This is a genomic window from Pantoea sp. SGAir0430, from assembly GCF_043549295.1.
In genome coordinates, this window is sequence record NZ_CP039427.1 from 1,575,346 (window position 1) to 1,592,621 (window position 17,276).

The following is a 17,276-nucleotide window of genomic DNA, read 5'->3' on the forward strand; positions in this document are numbered from 1 at the left end:
TATCGAACGGTTATGAATACCCCATCGGTTTTATCATTGCCTCCGGATGGCTGCAATCATTTATCCGGCAGCGATCACATTTCCAGAGCCCGCTCCACCGCAGCTTATGTCACAAATGTAATAAGCCACGGAATTTTGTGAGGCAGTGCGGTGAAGTAAAATCAGACAGCTGCCAGAGCGCGAAAAAGCCGTAACAATGCGTTGAGAAATTTGGCGGAGCAATAGCGAAGCAGGCGCAAAACCCGTATTATTGCGCGCTTTACGCCCAACCATCGACTTAAGAGAGCGCCACCATGACGCAAACGTTTATTCCAGGTAAAGACGCCGCACTGGAAGACTCCATCGCACGCTTCCAGCAGAAACTGCAGGATCTGGGTTTCAACATTGAAGAAGCTTCCTGGCTGAACCCGGTGCCGCACGTCTGGTCAGTGCACATTCGCGACCGCGACTGCCCGCTCTGTTTTACTAACGGTAAAGGCGCCAGTAAAAAAGCGGCGCTGGCCTCAGCGCTGGGCGAATATTTTGAGCGCCTCTCAACCAACTACTTCTTTGCCGATTTCTGGCTGGGCGAAACCATCGCTAACGGCGACTTCGTGCACTACCCGAACGAGAAATGGTTCCCGCTAACCGACGATGACCGCCTGCCGGAAGGCATTCTGGATGCGCGCCTGCGTAAGTTTTACGATCCGGAACAGAGCCTGAGCGCGTCCGATCTGGTGGATCTGCAGTCTGGTAATGCCGATCGCGGTATTTGCGGCCTGCCATTTACCCGCCAGTCCGATCAGCAAACTGTTTACATTCCGATGAACATCATCGGCAACCTGTATGTGTCTAACGGCATGTCCGCTGGCAACACCGCCAATGAAGCGCGCGTACAGGGCTTATCCGAAGTGTTTGAGCGCCATATTAAAAACCGCATTATCGCGGAATCCATCAGCCTGCCGGAAATTCCTGAAGCGGTGATGCAGCGCTATCCTGGCGTGGTGGAGGCCATCAATCGTCTTGAAGCGGAAGGTTTCCCGATTTTCTCCTATGACGCTTCGCTGGGCGGCAACTATCCGGTGATCTGTGTGGTGCTGTTCAACCCGGCTAACGGCACCTGCTTTGCCTCGTTTGGTGCCCATCCGGACTTTGGTGTCGCGCTGGAACGTACCGTTACCGAACTGCTGCAGGGCCGCGGCCTGAAAGATCTCGACGTGTTTACCCCGCCCACCTTTGATGATGAAGAAGTGGCCGAACACGCTAACCTTGAAACCCACTTCATTGATTCCAGCGGTCTGATCTCCTGGGATATGTTCAAAGACGATGCCGACTATCCCTTTGTCGACTGGAGCTTTGCCGGCACGACCCATGAAGAATTCGATACGCTGATGGCGATCTTCCGTGCGGAAGATAAAGAAGTGTATATCGCCGACTACGAACATCTGGACGTTTACGCCTGCCGCATTATCGTACCGGGCATGTCTGATATTTACCCTGCCGAAGACCTGCTGCTGGCGAATAACAACATGGGTGCATCACTGCGTGAAACGCTGTTGTCCCTGCCGGCAACCCAGTGGCAACCCGAGGAGTATCTGGCTCTGATCGAACAGCTGGATGAAGAAGGTCATGATGACTTCACCCGCGTGCGTGAACTGCTGGGGCTGGCGACCGGCAAAGACAACGGCTGGTTCACGCTGCGTATTGGCGAGCTGAAAGCGATGCTGGCGCTGGCCGGTGGCGATTTGGATCAGGCGCTGATCTGGACGGAATGGACCATGGAATTCAACCAGTCGATCTTCAGCCCTGAGCGTGCCAACTACTATCGCTGCCTGCAGACTCTGCTGCTGCTGGCGATGGAAGAAGATCGCGATCCGCTGCAGTATCATCACGCGTTTGTGCGCATGTATGGCGAAGCCGCCGTCGACGCCGCTTCGGCTGCCATCAGCGGTGAGGCACCATTCTACGGTCTGCAGGTGGTTGACCGCGATCTGCACGCGTTCCCGGCGCATCAGGCACTGCTGGCCGCATATGAAAAATTACAGGCGGCAAAACGTCGTTACTGGTCTGCGAAATAAATCGGCGCATTTTGTCTGTGGCCAATTAGCCTGAAAATTAACGGGCACTGGCAGTATCCAGTGCCCTTTTTTATGCCGCTGAAAATTCATCGGGCGCAGAAAATAATAAATAACAATTCACTATCATTGATAAACAGCATTTAACAAAATAATGCTGAAGCCAGCCGCACTTTCAACTTATTTTGCATAAATTAAAAATTATTTATTTAATAAATTTCAATAAATTACTTGAATTTTTGGCCATTTTACGGCTTTGCTTAACCCTGCCGTTTCGGCAAATATGATCCACATCAACTCCTGACCTATACTCCTTTGTTAGTATCTTTACAGACAATTTCTGGAGAGCGTTAGTGTGAAAGCTGACAACCCTTTTAATTCATTATTACCGGCGGCGATGGCAAAAGTCGCAGAAGATGCCGGTGTCTATAAAGCGACTAAACATCCCTTAACCACCTTCTTTCTGGCTATCACTGCTGGCGTCTTTATTTCCATTGCCTTTGTGTTTTATATCACCGCCACCACCGGCAGCGGCACTATGCCGTACGGCATGGCCAAATTGATCGGCGGCATCTGCTTCTCACTGGGTTTGATGCTGGTTGTCGTCTGCGGCGCTGATTTGTTTACTTCAACGGTGCTGATTGTGGTGGCTAAAGCCAGCGGACGCATTACCTGGCTGCAACTGGGTCGTCACTGGCTCAATGTCTATGTTGGCAACCTGTGCGGCGCGCTGTTTTTTGTGGCGCTGATTTGGCTGGCCGGTGAGCATATGGTCGCAAATGGTGCCTGGGGATTAAATGTCTTACAGACCGCCGACCACAAAATGCATCATACGTTTATCGAAGCGGTAAGCCTCGGTACACTGGCTAACCTGATGGTGTGTCTGGCGGTGTGGATGAGCTACTCCGGCCGTAGCCTGCTCGACAAAATGGTGGCAATGATTTTACCGGTTGCGATGTTCGTAGCCAGCGGCTTTGAGCACAGCATCGCCAATATGTTCCTGATCCCGATGGCCATCATGATTCGCGATTTTGCCAGCCCGGAATTCTGGCAGATGACCGGTGCCAGCGCGGCGCAATTTCCTGCACTGGGCATTGGCGATTTTATTGTTAATAACCTGATTCCCGTAACCATCGGCAACATCATTGGCGGCGGTCTGTTAGTCGGGTTGACCTATTGGGTTATCTATCTGCGCGACGGTGAGTCCGCGCACTGAGTCATTAAGTACGGGCGTGCTGAGCAGCGCGCCATACGTTACAGTCTCCCTAAATAAGGCAGGTATATCATGTCCGAACTGAATGAAAAAATGGCGTCAGCCTGGGAAGGATTTAGCGCCGGTGAATGGCAGAACAGCGTCAACGTCCGTGACTTCATCCAAAAAAACTACACGCCGTATGAAGGTGACGAAGCATTCCTAGCCGGCGCGACGCCAGCCACCACCAAACTGTGGGACAGCGTGCTGGAAGGCATCAAAATTGAAAACCGTACCCACGCACCGGTTGATTTCGACACTGATTTAGCGTCTACCATCACCTCACACGATGCGGGCTATATTAACAAATCGCTGGAAACCATCGTTGGTCTGCAGACTGAAGCCCCGCTGAAACGCGCCATTATCCCGTTTGGCGGCATCAAAATGGTGGAAGGCTCCTGTAAAGTTTACGGCCGCGAGCTGGACCCGGCGCTGAAGAAAGTTTTCACCGATTACCGCAAAACCCACAACCAGGGCGTGTTTGACGTTTACACCCCGGATATCCTGCGCTGCCGTAAATCCGGCGTGCTGACCGGTCTGCCAGATGCGTACGGCCGCGGTCGTATTATTGGTGACTACCGTCGCGTCGCGCTGTACGGCATCGACTTCCTGATGAAAGACAAAGTGGCTCAGTTCAACTCACTGCAGAGTGACATGGAAAATGGCGTTGATCTCGAAGCCACCATTCGCCTGCGTGAAGAGATTTCTGAACAGCACCGCGCACTGGGCCAGATCAAAGAGATGGCAGCCAAATATGGCTTTGATATCTCTCTGCCAGCCACCACCGCGCAGGAAGCAGTACAGTGGACCTACTTCGGTTACCTCGCAGCAGTGAAATCACAAAACGGTGCCGCGATGTCGTTTGGTCGCGTGTCCACCTTCCTTGACGTTTACATCGAGCGCGATATCAAAGCCGGTAAACTGAGCGAAGAGCAGGCGCAGGAACTGATTGACCATCTGGTGATGAAACTGCGTATGGTGCGCTTCCTGCGTACGCCGGAATACGATGAGCTGTTCTCTGGCGACCCAATCTGGGCCACTGAATCACTGGCTGGTATGGGCGTTGACGGTCGTACGCTAGTGACGAAAAGCACCTTCCGCTTCCTGAACACGCTGTACACCATGGGTCCATCACCGGAACCAAACATGACCATCCTGTGGTCTGAGAAACTGCCGGTTAACTTCAAAAAATATGCGGCAAAAGTCTCCATCGACACCTCATCGCTGCAGTATGAGAACGATGACCTGATGCGTCCGGACTTTGACAATGATGACTACGCCATCGCCTGCTGCGTGAGCCCGATGATTGTCGGTAAACAAATGCAGTTCTTCGGCGCACGTGCCAACCTGGCTAAAACACTGCTGTACGCAATCAACGGCGGTGTGGATGAGAAGCTGAAAATGCAGGTCGGCCCGAAAGAAGCGCCAATCACTGATGATGTGCTGGATTATGACACCGTGATGGCGCGTCTGGACCACTTCATGGACTGGCTGGCAAAACAGTACGTCACGTCACTCAACATCATCCACTACATGCATGATAAGTACAGTTATGAAGCCGCGCTGATGGCGCTGCACGATCGTGACGTTTATCGTACCATGGCGTGTGGTATCGCGGGCCTGTCTGTCGCCGCGGACTCACTTTCAGCGATTAAATATGCCAAAGTGAAACCGGTACGTGACGCCGATGGTCTGGCAGTGGACTTCGAAATTGAAGGTGAATATCCGCAGTTCGGTAACAACGACCCGCGCGTGGATGATCTGGCCTGTGACCTGGTTGAACGTTTCATGAAGAAAATTCAGAAACTGCAGACCTACCGTAATGCGGTGCCAACGCAGTCGGTACTGACCATCACCTCCAACGTGGTATACGGTAAGAAAACCGGTAACACCCCGGATGGTCGTCGCTCCGGTGCGCCATTTGGACCAGGTGCCAACCCAATGCATGGCCGTGACCAGAAAGGTGCTGTCGCTTCACTGACTTCCGTGGCCAAACTGCCATTTGCCTACGCCAAAGACGGTATCTCTTATACCTTCTCTATCGTACCGAATGCGCTGGGCAAAGATGATAACGTGCGTAAAACCAACCTTGCTGGCCTGATGGATGGTTACTTCCACCACGAAGCCAGTATCGAGGGCGGCCAGCACCTGAACGTTAACGTCATGAACCGTGAAATGCTGCTGGATGCCATGGAGCACCCTGAGAAATATCCACAGCTGACCATCCGCGTTTCCGGTTATGCTGTACGTTTCAACTCGCTGACGAAAGAGCAGCAGCAGGATGTGATTACCCGTACCTTTACTCAGTCGCTGTAATCCTTCTCACTGTAATCGAAAGGCTCCTGCGGGAGCCTTTTCTCCACAAGCCTGTTTTGCCAGTCTGCTTTTGCAGGCAGTCTGGCAAAACCGACTTACATCCCCAGAGCACAACACAGATTGTGCCGCCTGCTCGCCAGGCTGAACCGGAGAATACATCGCAATGTCAACCATCGGTCGTATCCACTCGTTTGAATCCTGCGGCACCGTTGACGGTCCCGGCATCCGTTTTATCACCTTCTTCCAGGGCTGCCTGATGCGCTGCCTGTACTGCCACAACCGCGATACCTGGGACACTCACGGCGGTAAGGAGATCACCGTCGATGAGCTGATGAGGGATGTGCTGTCGTATCGCCACTTTATGAATGCGTCTGGTGGCGGCGTGACGGCATCCGGCGGTGAAGCCATTCTGCAGGCTGAATTTGTGCGCGACTGGTTTCGCGCCTGCCAGGCCGAGGGCATCCATACCTGCCTCGACACCAACGGCTTTGTGCGTCGTTACGATCCGGTGATCGATGAACTGCTTGATGCGACCGATCTGGTGATGCTCGACCTCAAGCAAATCAATGATGATATCCATGAAATTCTGGTCGGCGTGTCAAACCACCGCACGCTGGATTTCGCCCGCTATCTGCAAAAGCGCGGTAAAAGGACCTGGATTCGCTATGTGGTAGTGCCGGGTTATTCGGACGATGACGATTCGGTGCATCGCCTCGGTGAATTTACTAAAGACATGAGTAACATTGAGAAGATTGAGCTGCTGCCTTATCACGAACTCGGCAAGCATAAATGGATTGCGATGGGTGAAGAGTACAAGCTGGAAGGCGTGAAGCCGCCAACGAAAGAGACCATGGAGCGGGTGAAAAATATTCTTGCCGGCTACGGCCATAACGTCATGTATTAAGACGGTTGGCCTGCAGCTGAAGCTTTACCGTCAAGAAACAGAGCGTTACCGCCGGGACATTTGCGACAGGTTGCGAATGTCCCGTTTAATCACTGCCATCAGGCGTGCGCCACCGGTGTTGCATGCTGATCGGCTTTACGCAGCAGCATCACCAGATAGACCAGCGCCACCACCGCAATCATCACAAACAGCAGGCGATCGGAATAGTTCTGCATCAGCATCGCGGTCATCCCCGGCCCGACCAGACTGCCAACGGTATAACTGAACAGCAGCGCCTGATTCATCGCCACCAGTTCATGATGCGCCACCGTTTCACACGCCCAGGACATGGCCACCGGATAAAGCGTAAAGCCAGCCAGCCCCAGCACAAACAGTGCCGGTGCCATTGCCGTTCCGCTCAGCATAGCAATCGCACCCAGAATCACCACGAACACCTGCACGCGCAGCACCATCAGGCGACCAAAGCGGTCGGCAAGACGTCCTACCGGCCACTGACCGACAATCCCGGCACTGACCAGCAGCGCCATCCAGTAACCTACGGTGGCATCGCTCATGCCCTGATGCGAAAGATACAGCGGCATCAGGCCGTAGAGCGAACCGAGCACGATACCGGAGATAATGCAGCCGTTGATACCCAACCGCGAGCTGCGGCGGCGCAGCATGCTCCAGATCCGCCCGGTTGAAGCTTCTTCAGTAGCCGCACCGGCGTTGACCTGCACAAACACCACGGGCAGCATGGCACAGACAATCAGCGCACTCACCCAGGGGATGACGTGCAGCAGCTCTGTCGAGACACGGCTCACCAGCAGCTGACCGGCAACGGTGCCAAGATAATAGATGATCATATAAGCGGCCAGCAGCTGACCGCGATTGCGCACGGTACCACTGCACAGTAATGCGCTCTCGACCACCACCCAAATCAGTGCACAGCCTACGCCCGCGGTGAAGCGCAGCAGCGTCCAGCTGTAAAAGCCGTCCAGCAGCACCATGCCCATGGTTGCCAGCGCAAACAGTACGCTGGCAAGGTAAAAGCAGCGATTAAAGCCATAGCGATTAATCAACCAGCCCGCCAGCAAGGTGCCCAGTAAGTTGCCGGTGTAATAAGCAGAGCTCGCCATACCCACCTGCCAGGTCGGCAGTTGATCGTGGGTGAGCCACAGCGGCACCAGCGTATTAAGCACAGCAATAGACACCGTCATCAGCATTAAGCCGCAAAGCAGCAGCAGGACGGGGCGCGACCAGGTTGACATAGGGAATAAAACCAAAAGAAATTAACAGATTTGCGCGCAGTTTGCCATTGGCGATGGCAAAGTCAATGTGCAAAAAAACAGCGCCGCACATTTTGCTGCTGAACAATTTATTATTTTTATCTTCAGCGGGTTACAGGACTTGAGAAAGGTCTTATGTCTGAATCTATCTACATGAATTTATACATTTTTGATGGTTTGACGCGCAGCCATGACGATAACGTTTATTTCTGATTAATTCCGGTTAAAAAATAATGGCTGAGGCGCTTAAGAAATAAAAAACCCGGCCTGAGCCGGGTTTGTGCATAAGTGCAAATTAGCCGATATATTCCAGCCCACCCATATACGGGCGCAGCACGTCCGGCACTGTAATGCGACCATCCGCCTGCTGATAGTTTTCCAGCACGGCTACCAGCGTACGCCCCACCGCCAGGCCTGAACCATTCAGCGTGTGCACCAGACGCGGTTTTTTGTCCGTTTTGCTGCGGCAGCGAGCCTGCATGCGGCGCGCCTGGAAATCCCACATATTCGAGCAGGAGGAGATTTCACGGTAGGTGTCCTGCGCCGGCAGCCAGACTTCCAGATCATAGGTTTTGGCTGAGCCAAAGCCCATGTCACCGGTGCACAGCAGCACTTTACGGTACGGCAGGTTCAGCAGCTGCAGCACTTTCTCCGCATGGCCGACCAGCTCGTCCAGCGCGTCCATGGAGGTTTCCGGTGCGACGATCTGCACCATCTCCACTTTGTCGAACTGGTGCATACGGATCAAACCGCGCGTATCGCGTCCGTAAGAACCGGCTTCGGAACGGAAGCAAGGCGTGTGGGCAGTGAGTTTGATCGGCAGAGATTCCTCTTCAACGATCTCATCGCGCACCAGGTTAGTCAGCGGCACTTCTGCAGTCGGGATCAGTGCATAGTTGCTGCTGCCTGCTTCTTCGCCCAGCGGTTTAGTGTGGAACAGATCCTCACCAAACTTAGGTAACTGACCGGTACCGTACAGCGTCTCGTGGTTCACCAGATACGGCACGTAAGTTTCCAGATAACCGTGCTGCTGGCTGTGCAGATCGATCATGAACTGGCTCAGCGCGCGATGCAGACGGGCAATCTGGCCCTGCATCACGATAAAGCGCGAACCGGTCAGTTTCACCGCCGAAGCGAAATCCAGACCTTTGACCGCTTCACCCAGCTCAACATGGTCTTTTACCGGGAAATCGAACTGGCGCGGCTGGCCCCAGCGGCTTACTTCCTGATTTTCGCTGTCGTCTTTACCCAGCGGCACTTCATCGGCCGGCAGGTTAGGCAGCGCGAGTGCAAAGTCGCGAATTTCGTTCTGCAGGGTATCCAGCTCTGCTTTCGCCGCATCCAGGCGTTCGCCCAGTGCGTTCACTTCCTGACGCAGCGGCTCGATATCTTCCCCACGTGCTTTGGCCTGACCGATGGATTTGGAGCGGGAGTTACGCTCAGCCTGCAGGTTTTCAGTTTCTACCTGCAAAACCTTACGACGCTCTTCGAGGGAGCGCAGCGTATCCACATCCAGTTTAAATCCCCGGCGTGCCAGTTTTTCTGCGACTGCGTCTGGCTCATTACGCAGCAGATTGGGATCGAGCATGCTTATCCTGTGTAATAAAAGGTTGATTGAACGAATGGAGGGATGCATTCCACCGGAATGCATTGAAATCCTTGCTCACCTTACCGTAACGCGTTTATCAGCGGTAGCGTTTTATCGGGCTATTTTGATCCTGTTCAGCAAGCCAGGCGAGTTTTTCACCGATCTTGCTTTCAAGGCCACGATTGGTGGGTTGATAGTAGCGCGTCTGCGCCATTTCCGGCGGGAAAAACACCTCGCCGGCCGCATAGGCATTGGGTTCGTCATGCGCGTAACGGTACTCTTTGCCGAGGCCCATTTCTTTCATCAGCTTCGTCGGTGCATTGCGCAGATGTTCCGGCACATCGTAATCCGGGAACTCACGCGCATCACGCATCGCCGCTTTAAAGGCGGTATAGACAGCATTACTTTTTGGCGCGCAGGCCAGATAAACAATTGCCTGGGCAATTGCACGTTCCCCTTCCGCAGGCCCGACGCGGGTAAAACAATCCCATGCGGCAATTGCTACCTGCATGGCGCGCGGATCGGCATTACCGACATCTTCCGAAGCAATCGCCAGCAGCCGCCGCGCCACGTACAGCGGATCGCCACCGGCAGTGATGATGCGCGCGTACCAGTAAAGCGCCGCATCCGGGGCTGAACCGCGAACCGATTTGTGCAGTGCCGAGATGAGATCGTAAAAGCGGTCGCCTTTGTTATCGAAACGCGCCGCGCGTTCACCCGACACTTCATTCAGCAGCTGAGGCGTTAGCTCCCGCTGTCCCTGCGCATTGAGCTCAGCCATATCGGCCATCATTTCCAGCGTATTCAGCGCGCGTCGTGCATCACCGTTGACCAGTTCAGCGATCATGCGCCGGGTATTGTCCGGTAACAGAATATCGCTGTCGCCGTAACCGCGTGTTTTATCCTGCATCGCCTGTTCCAGCACCTGTTCGATATCCGCGCTGGTCAGCGATTTAAGCAGATAAACGCGCGCGCGCGACAGCAGTGCCGAGTTCAGTTCAAAGGAGGGATTTTCCGTGGTTGCGCCAATGAAGGTGATGGTGCCGTCTTCAATGTGTGGCAAAAACGCATCCTGCTGGCTCTTATTGAAGCGATGCACCTCATCAACAAACAGAATAGTGCGACGCCCCACCTGGCGATTCTGCCGCGCGCGCTCAATGGCCTCGCGGATCTCTTTAACGCCGGAAGTCACCGCTGAAATGCGTTCGACATCGGCTTTGCCGTAATGCGCGATGATCTCCGCCAGCGTGGTTTTACCGGTACCCGGCGGTCCCCATAAGATCATGGAGTGCAGCTGACCCGCTTCAATAGCGCGCGGCAACGGCTTACCGGCCGCGAGCAGATGCTGCTGACCAATATATTGCTGCAGCGTCGCTGGCCGCATACGCGCAGCCAGCGGTCTGAACTCATTTGACGGTGCAAAATCCAGCGACAGGTTACTCACCCTCACCTCACTGACGTTGATCGTCCACCGTTACCCCTTTTGGCGGCGTAAAGGTGAATTTATCCGGGCTGATAGCGCCGTTTTTCTGGCTCTTCAGCTGATAGCTGCTGCGCTGTCCATCCTGCTCGATCGCGCTGAACTGATTGATGGTGCCTGCGGAAGTGACATTGATGGTGAACTGTTTCAGGTTGCCATCGCTGCTTTTAGGCGTCAGCTCAAAATTATCCCCCTGCTGCTTAATGTTGTACTGCTGCCAGTCAGAGGGCTGGTTACGCGCAATCAGCATAAACGGCGTGTTGCTGGTGGCATTCTGCAGCAGGCTAACGCTCGCCTGTTCCACAAAAGGATTATAGAACCACAGATTTTTACCGTCGGAGATAATCACGCTTTCGTCCGGTGCAGTCATGTGCCAGTTAAACAGGCTCGGACGTTTTACCCACAGTTCGCCTTCGCCGTCCTGCACATTTGCGCCGCTACCGTCAGTCACCTTCTGACTGAAGCTGGCATGGAAGCTGTTCACTTTATTAAGGCGCTGCTGCAGATCGCTGGAAGCATCCGCCAGGGCAGAAGAAGCAACAAAACCGGCCAGCAGGCCACAGGCAATAACGCGAAATTTCATCTGATACGATTCCTTATTCATGGTTTCCTGACACTTACTGCATTAACCGTAGTCGCCGCTCCGTCAGTTCGACAGGAGAAAAAGCCGAAAGCTCCCAATGATATGGGGATCGGACCACAGATAAACAACGGGCCAGTTTACACTGGCCCGGCATAACACTGCGGAGAAAAGTCTTACATTTCGTGAGGTGGCGGTGACAGCACTTCACGGTTACCGTTGTGGCCTGGCTCCGAGACAATGCCCTGCGCCTCCATCTGTTCGATAATCCGCGCCGCGCGGTTGTAGCCAATACGGAACTGGCGCTGCACGCCGGAGATCGACGCGCGGCGTTTCTCCACCACGAACGCCACCGCCTGGTCAAACAGCGGATCCAGCTCTTCATCGCCGTCCAGGCCGCCAGCACCGCTTTCACTCTCTTCACCGGCGGTAATGCTGTCGATGTACTGCGGTCGCCCACGCGCTTTCCAGTCCTGCACGACTGCATGCACTTCCTGGTCACGCACAAAGGCGCCGTGAACACGTACCGGCATGGAGGAGTTAGGTGGCATGTAAAGCATGTCACCCATACCCAGCAGGGATTCCGCACCGCCCTGATCGAGAATGGTACGCGAGTCAATTTTACTGGATACGGTAAAGGCAATACGCGTCGGAATGTTAGCCTTAATCAGGCCGGTAATCACATCCACCGACGGACGCTGGGTAGCCAGCACCAGGTGAATACCTGCCGCACGGGCTTTCTGTGCCAGACGCGCGATCAGCTCTTCGACCTTCTTGCCCACCGCCATCATCAGGTCAGCGAACTCATCAACCAGCACCACAATGTACGGCAGTTTTTCCAGCACCGGCGGCGTGGTGTCCATGCTGTCGCCCGGTTTCCAGAACGGATCCGGAATTGGCCGGCCCATTGCGGCAGCCTGCTCGATCTTCTCGTTATAGCCGGCCAGATTACGCACGCCCAACGCAGACATCAGCTTATAGCGGCGCTCCATTTCGACCACACTCCAGCGCAGCGCGTTGGCCGCGTCTTTCATGTCGGTGACCACTTCCGTCAGCAGATGGGGAATGCCCTCATACACTGACAGCTCAAGCATTTTCGGGTCGATCATGATAAAGCGCACTTCTTCCGGCGTGGCTTTATACAGCATGCTGATGATCATGGTGTTGACGCCAACCGACTTACCGGAACCGGTGGTACCGGCCACCAGCAGGTGCGGCATCTTCGCCAGATCGGCCACCACGGGCTGACCAGAGATATCTTTACCCAGCACCACCGATAGCGGCGAAGGGTTGTCGCGGAACTTATCGCAGTCCAGCACCTCACGCAGGTAAACGGTCTGACGATGTTTATTGGGGAGCTCCAGGCCGACATAAGGCTTGCCCGGAATCACCTCAACCACACGCACCGCAACGGCAGAGAGCGAACGTGCCAGGTCGCGCGACAGATTAGAAATACGTGCGGCCTTGACGCCCGGCGCCAGATCCAGTTCAAAGCGGGTGATTACCGGCCCTGGAGAGATGCCCACCACTTCGGCTTTTACGCGGTAATCCGCCAGACGCGCTTCAACCAGACGCGCGGTCTGTTCCAGTGCGAACATATCCACCGGCTCCTCTTCCGCCGGCGGCGACGTAAGCAGATCCAGCGTCGGCAGCGGCGTGGAAGGTTTCTCCAGCGGCTGTTCGTGACGTACCAGGAAGGGGTGGAACAGGCTGTCCTGCGCAGGGGCGACAGGCTTCGGCGTTTCAGCCGGCGCGGCGTAAACCTCGTCGTCTGGCGTTGACCACGGGCTGGTTTCCTCACTCAGCGATGCGGGTACCGCCGGCTCAGGTGCCGCTGGCTGCTGCCACTGGGCCGGAGCGTCCGGCTCTGGCGTGGCGGCAATGGTAAACAGCGGTTCGCTCGGCGTGTCATCAACCAGATCTTTCATCGGAGAGAAATCAAACGCGGCTGAGGTATCCAGATTAAATACCGGCGCGCTCTCCTGCTCAGGCTGGCTGTAACGCTGTTGCTGCTGCTGAGCAAACTGCTGCGCCAGCTGGGCCTGCTGCAGCGCCTCTTCATCTTCTTCCTCTGCCGGCTGCTGCTGCCAGCTGTCGCCGTAGCGCTGCTGCTGCTGCGAATGGAACGCTTCGCGCAGCTGGGCTTCCTGCAGCGCAGCGTTATCATCATCGTGCGGCTGTGGCACTTGCCAGCTGGCGCTGATTTCTGGCTGCTGCTGGTCGGCCTCTTCGCGGGCCTTCTCTTCTGCCATGCGTTGCGATGGCAGTTTGATACCGTATGAGGCCAGCTCACGCCGGGTTGGCAGCTTAACCTTGTTAGGACGCGGCAGTTCCGGGCCGATGCCCTGTTTCACCTGCGGGTTGTAATCGCGCTCCGGCACCACATCAAAGGCTGGCGTGTAAGCCGCAGAGCGGGCAGCAGCGGCGGCCGTCGCTGAACCGAGTGCGGCAGCGGCTGCCGTATTCAGCGGTGTGGCGGCCTGATCGGCACTCTGCCAGTTACCCATGCGCGGGCCATCGTCTTCTTCAGCAAGCGAGAAGGCGTCGGCGGCCGGTGACGCAGGCACTTCGAAGCGATATAACGGGGGAGCAGCTGGCGTGGGTTCTGCTGGCGGAATAGCTGGCGCCGCAGGCGCACTGGCAACGGCTGCCGATGCCGGGACAGCCGCAGTCAGCTGTGACGGCGCAGGTTGTGGAGCTACGTTTACCGCCGGTGCGGATGGCTCAGGCGCAGCGACGGCCGGCGCCTGACGTGCGGCGTCACTGGTGGCGGCCAGCGCAGCCGCGGTAGCCGCACTGGCTTTCGCCAGCAGGGGATCGTCGCTGGCGACTTCAGCCACAGGTTCCGCTACCTGTCGGGGCTTAGCCAGCAGTACGTCATCTTCGTCGTCCTGAGCCGGCGCAGCGCGCAGTGGCGGAACCGCTTCGTCGGGGTGCGCCTCGTCGTAGTCGTCTTCTTCCTGCCAGGGTTCATCATGGCGCGAGCGGTTGCTGGCAAAGGTCAGCACGCCCATCACCACGCTGCCGATCTTCTCGGCAATCGCCAGCCAGGACCAGCCGGTATAAAGCGTGATACCCGCCGCCCAGACGCACAGCAGCGTCAGCGTGCCACCGGCACCGCTGAACCACGGCGCCATCGCATTGCTCACCAGGCTGCCAATTACGCCGCCGGAGGCAAAATACCAGATATCGTCCACGTTCAGCGCAGCCAGTCCGCAGGTGGTCACCACCAGCGCCAGCACGCCAATCAGCCGCAGGCCCACCGCAAAATAGTCGATGTAATCCTGGCGATCGCGCTGACGGAAGGTGATCCAGCACAGACCAATAATCACTGGCGGAATGGCGTAGGCCATCACACCAAAAATAAACAGCAGGGTATCAGCCAGCCATGCGCCCACGCTGCCGCCCAGATTGTGGATCGGCTCGTGCCAGGCGGTTTGTGACCAGCTGGGATCGGAGGGATTAAAGCTAACCAGCGACACCATCAGATAGATGGCAAACAAGGCCACCAGGATGAGCAACGCTTCCAGCAGCCGACGTCCGCTGCTCAGTGGTTGTAATGAAACGTCTTTATCTTCTGTATATTCCTGGCTCAAGAGAACTCTCCAGGTGCCTGTAAATTAAGAAGGCAACAGCGCCAGGCTTGCCTGACGCTGGTCCTGTATGAATTCACAGGAGTGTACCGAAATCCTGCAAGCTTTGCACCTGCCCTGCGTTACCGGGTCTTAATCACCAGACGATTGCTCTGTTTGACCTCTTCCATCACCACGTAGGTACGGGTGTCGTTGACGCCCGGCAGGCGCAGCAAGGTCTCACCCAGCAGTTTACGATAGGCGGACATATCCGGCACGCGGGTTTTCAACAGGTAGTCAAAGTCACCGGAAACGAGGTGACATTCTTGAGTTTCCTCAAGTTTTTGTACGGCGGCGTTAAATTGTTCAAACACATCCGGCGCGCCGCGATTCAGAGTAATCTCAACGAATACCAGCAGTGAAGCATCGAGATAGTGCGGGTTCAGCTGCGCGGTGTAGCCCAGAATGAAACCCTGACGTTCCAGGCGACGTACGCGTTCAAGACAAGGTGTTGGCGAGAGGCCGACACGTTTTGAAAGCTCAACGTTGGAAATACGACCGTCTTTCTGCAGTTCATTCAGAATATTTCTGTCGATCCGATCCAGATCTTTTCCGGGGCGTTTCTTGTTGTCTACCATTATTATTGTCTCTCTTAATTCCTTCCCTTTACCTGCCAAACCCTGAAAACGTTCAATGTTCAGGGCCTTACTGAAGTGAAGTCTTTAAGCCTGTGCAGTAACGCGACCATCCGTATGACGCATGCTGTCTGTCCACATCATGCGTCATTACCAATGTCAGGCTGAGTTTATTTGGCGAAATTGCGCAAAACAGAGCTGAAATTCTGTTTCGAACCGCTAAATTTTCTCTGCTTCTGACAATGTTTTCGCAAAAGCGCAGGCGATTGTCAAAGTAAAACATCCAAATTCAGTACAAGATGCCAGACAGCGTACTGGGTTGCTGTTTTTAAATGAGAATTTTTATACAGCTGCACCACAAATTGCCGAGCAATGCCCCCTTTTGGCGCAGCGCGCGTGCAGAATTGCCATTCATCGTCTACGCCGCTTGCAGTGATTGTTAACAAAATTGCTGAAACCTTTTTTTGCGACAGTAATTTCCCTACAATCGAAAACTATGTTGTCAGACACACACTGAGGAACGCATGAGTACGGCCAAACACAGTAAGCTGCTCATTCTGGGCTCCGGCCCTGCCGGTTACACCGCAGCGGTTTATGCCGCCCGCGCTAACCTGAACCCGGTTTTGATTACCGGACTGGAAAAAGGCGGCCAGCTCACCACCACGACTGAAGTCGAAAACTGGCCGGGCGACCCGCACGATCTGACCGGCCCTGCGCTGATGGAACGCATGCAGGAGCATGCTGAGAAGTTCAACACCGAAATCATCTTTGATCATATTCACACGGTTGATTTGCAGAACCGTCCGTTCCGCCTGACCGGCGACAGCGGCGAATACACGGCGGATGCGCTGATCATCGCGACCGGTGCTTCAGCGCGCTACCTCGGCCTGCCGTCAGAAGAGGCATTCAAAGGCAAAGGGGTTTCGGCCTGCGCCACCTGTGATGGTTTCTTCTATCGCAACCAAAAAGTCGCGGTTATCGGCGGCGGTAATACGGCCGTTGAAGAGGCGCTCTATCTGGCAAACATCGCTTCCGAAGTGCACCTGATTCACCGTCGTGACAGCTTCCGCGCTGAGAAAATCCTGATTGACCGCCTGATGGAGAAAGTGCGTAACGGCAACATCGTGCTGCACACTGACCGCGCGCTGGACGAGGTGGTAGGCGATCAGATGGGCGTCACCGGGTTGAAACTCTCGTCAACCAAAGGTGAAGCTCCGCTCTCGCTGGAAGTGGCGGGCCTGTTTGTCGCCATCGGTCATAGTCCGAACACGGCGATTTTCGATGGCCAGCTGGATCTGGAAAACGGCTATATCAAAGTGCAGTCCGGCCTGCAGGGCAATGCGACACAGACCAGCGTGCCGGGCGTGTTCGCTGCCGGTGACGTAATGGACCACATCTATCGTCAGGCCATTACCTCTGCCGGTACCGGCTGTATGGCCGCGCTGGATGCGGAACGTTATCTGGATGGTCTGGTTAAAAACGATAAGTAAGTTGTTAATTATCTGATCATAATTGCACTGAGGCGGCCACTTTTGGTCGCCTTTTTTATCGCCTGCGTGCTACAGTTCTGCCACCCGTCTGTCCGGTATTTAGCGTCGGATTTTGCCTCTCGTCACGGTGATCAAAC

General features: G+C 55.2%; 11 protein-coding genes. 5 read left to right on the forward strand and 6 right to left on the reverse strand.

Annotated elements, in window-relative coordinates; genetic code table 11:
• The first annotated feature begins 293 nt into the window (after window positions 1–293).
• From ycaO to pflA, 4 genes are all read left to right on the forward strand, one after another.
• Window positions 294–2,057, forward strand: a complete 1,764-nt coding sequence (gene ycaO / locus E7738_RS07630; protein WP_394516253.1) for a 30S ribosomal protein S12 methylthiotransferase accessory factor YcaO — start codon at window positions 294–296, stop codon at window positions 2,055–2,057.
• A gap of 352 nt (window positions 2,058–2,409) precedes the next feature.
• Window positions 2,410–3,270 (forward strand): formate transporter FocA, encoded by an 861-nt coding sequence (gene focA, locus E7738_RS07635; RefSeq protein ID WP_021508350.1) that lies wholly within the window; start codon window positions 2,410–2,412, stop codon window positions 3,268–3,270.
• 69 nt (window positions 3,271–3,339) lie between these two features.
• Complete coding sequence (gene pflB, locus E7738_RS07640) at window positions 3,340–5,622, forward strand: formate C-acetyltransferase (RefSeq protein ID WP_058769544.1); 2,283 nt, start codon at window positions 3,340–3,342, stop codon at window positions 5,620–5,622.
• A 163-nt stretch (window positions 5,623–5,785) separates the two neighbouring features.
• On the forward strand, window positions 5,786–6,526 hold the full coding sequence (pflA, locus tag E7738_RS07645) for a pyruvate formate lyase 1-activating protein (RefSeq protein ID WP_058757766.1): 741 nt from the start codon (window positions 5,786–5,788) through the stop codon (window positions 6,524–6,526).
• 98 nt (window positions 6,527–6,624) lie between these two features.
• On the opposite strand, the gene E7738_RS07650 is transcribed toward pflA, so the two are convergent.
• From E7738_RS07650 to lrp, 6 genes are all read right to left on the reverse strand, one after another.
• Window positions 6,625–7,776, reverse strand: coding sequence for an MFS transporter (locus E7738_RS07650; protein WP_394516254.1), 1,152 nt, complete (start codon window positions 7,774–7,776; stop codon window positions 6,625–6,627).
• Between the two features lie 313 nt (window positions 7,777–8,089).
• Entirely contained in the window at window positions 8,090–9,382 is a 1,293-nt protein-coding gene (gene serS / locus E7738_RS07655) for a serine--tRNA ligase (protein ID WP_394516255.1), read from the reverse strand.
• 97 nt (window positions 9,383–9,479) lie between these two features.
• Window positions 9,480–10,826: a replication-associated recombination protein A gene (locus E7738_RS07660; RefSeq protein ID WP_262263957.1), complete on the reverse strand. Its 1,347-nt coding sequence runs from the start codon at window positions 10,824–10,826 to the stop codon at window positions 9,480–9,482.
• 7 nt (window positions 10,827–10,833) lie between these two features.
• Window positions 10,834–11,445, reverse strand: coding sequence for an outer membrane lipoprotein chaperone LolA (lolA, locus tag E7738_RS07665; protein WP_010618286.1), 612 nt, complete (start codon window positions 11,443–11,445; stop codon window positions 10,834–10,836).
• A gap of 173 nt (window positions 11,446–11,618) precedes the next feature.
• Window positions 11,619–15,038: a DNA translocase FtsK 4TM domain-containing protein gene (locus E7738_RS07670; RefSeq protein ID WP_394516256.1), complete on the reverse strand. Its 3,420-nt coding sequence runs from the start codon at window positions 15,036–15,038 to the stop codon at window positions 11,619–11,621.
• A gap of 119 nt (window positions 15,039–15,157) precedes the next feature.
• Window positions 15,158–15,652 carry a leucine-responsive transcriptional regulator Lrp gene (gene lrp / locus E7738_RS07675; protein ID WP_006118610.1) on the reverse strand — a complete coding sequence of 165 codons (495 nt, stop codon included), beginning with the start codon at window positions 15,650–15,652 and terminating at the stop codon, window positions 15,158–15,160.
• A 521-nt stretch (window positions 15,653–16,173) separates the two neighbouring features.
• Between lrp and trxB the strand changes: the two genes are divergently transcribed.
• On the forward strand, window positions 16,174–17,139 hold the full coding sequence (gene trxB / locus E7738_RS07680; RefSeq protein ID WP_058775366.1) for a thioredoxin-disulfide reductase: 966 nt from the start codon (window positions 16,174–16,176) through the stop codon (window positions 17,137–17,139).
• Window positions 17,140–17,276 lie beyond the last annotated feature (137 nt).

Excerpts from the sequence above, each read along its gene's own strand:
- pflA (WP_058757766.1), top strand. The coding sequence starts at position 5,786 with ATGTCAACCATCGGTCGTATCCACTCGTTTGAATCCTGCGGCACCGTT.
- lrp (WP_006118610.1), bottom strand. The coding sequence starts at position 15,652 with ATGGTAGACAACAAGAAACGCCCCGGAAAAGATCTGGATCGGATCGAC.
- ycaO (WP_394516253.1), top strand. The coding sequence starts at position 294 with ATGACGCAAACGTTTATTCCAGGTAAAGACGCCGCACTGGAAGACTCC.
- trxB (WP_058775366.1), top strand. The coding sequence starts at position 16,174 with ATGAGTACGGCCAAACACAGTAAGCTGCTCATTCTGGGCTCCGGCCCT.
- serS (WP_394516255.1), bottom strand. The coding sequence starts at position 9,382 with ATGCTCGATCCCAATCTGCTGCGTAATGAGCCAGACGCAGTCGCAGAA.
- E7738_RS07650 (WP_394516254.1), bottom strand. The coding sequence starts at position 7,776 with ATGTCAACCTGGTCGCGCCCCGTCCTGCTGCTGCTTTGCGGCTTAATG.
- lolA (WP_010618286.1), bottom strand. The coding sequence starts at position 11,445 with ATGAAATTTCGCGTTATTGCCTGTGGCCTGCTGGCCGGTTTTGTTGCT.
- pflB (WP_058769544.1), top strand. The coding sequence starts at position 3,340 with ATGTCCGAACTGAATGAAAAAATGGCGTCAGCCTGGGAAGGATTTAGC.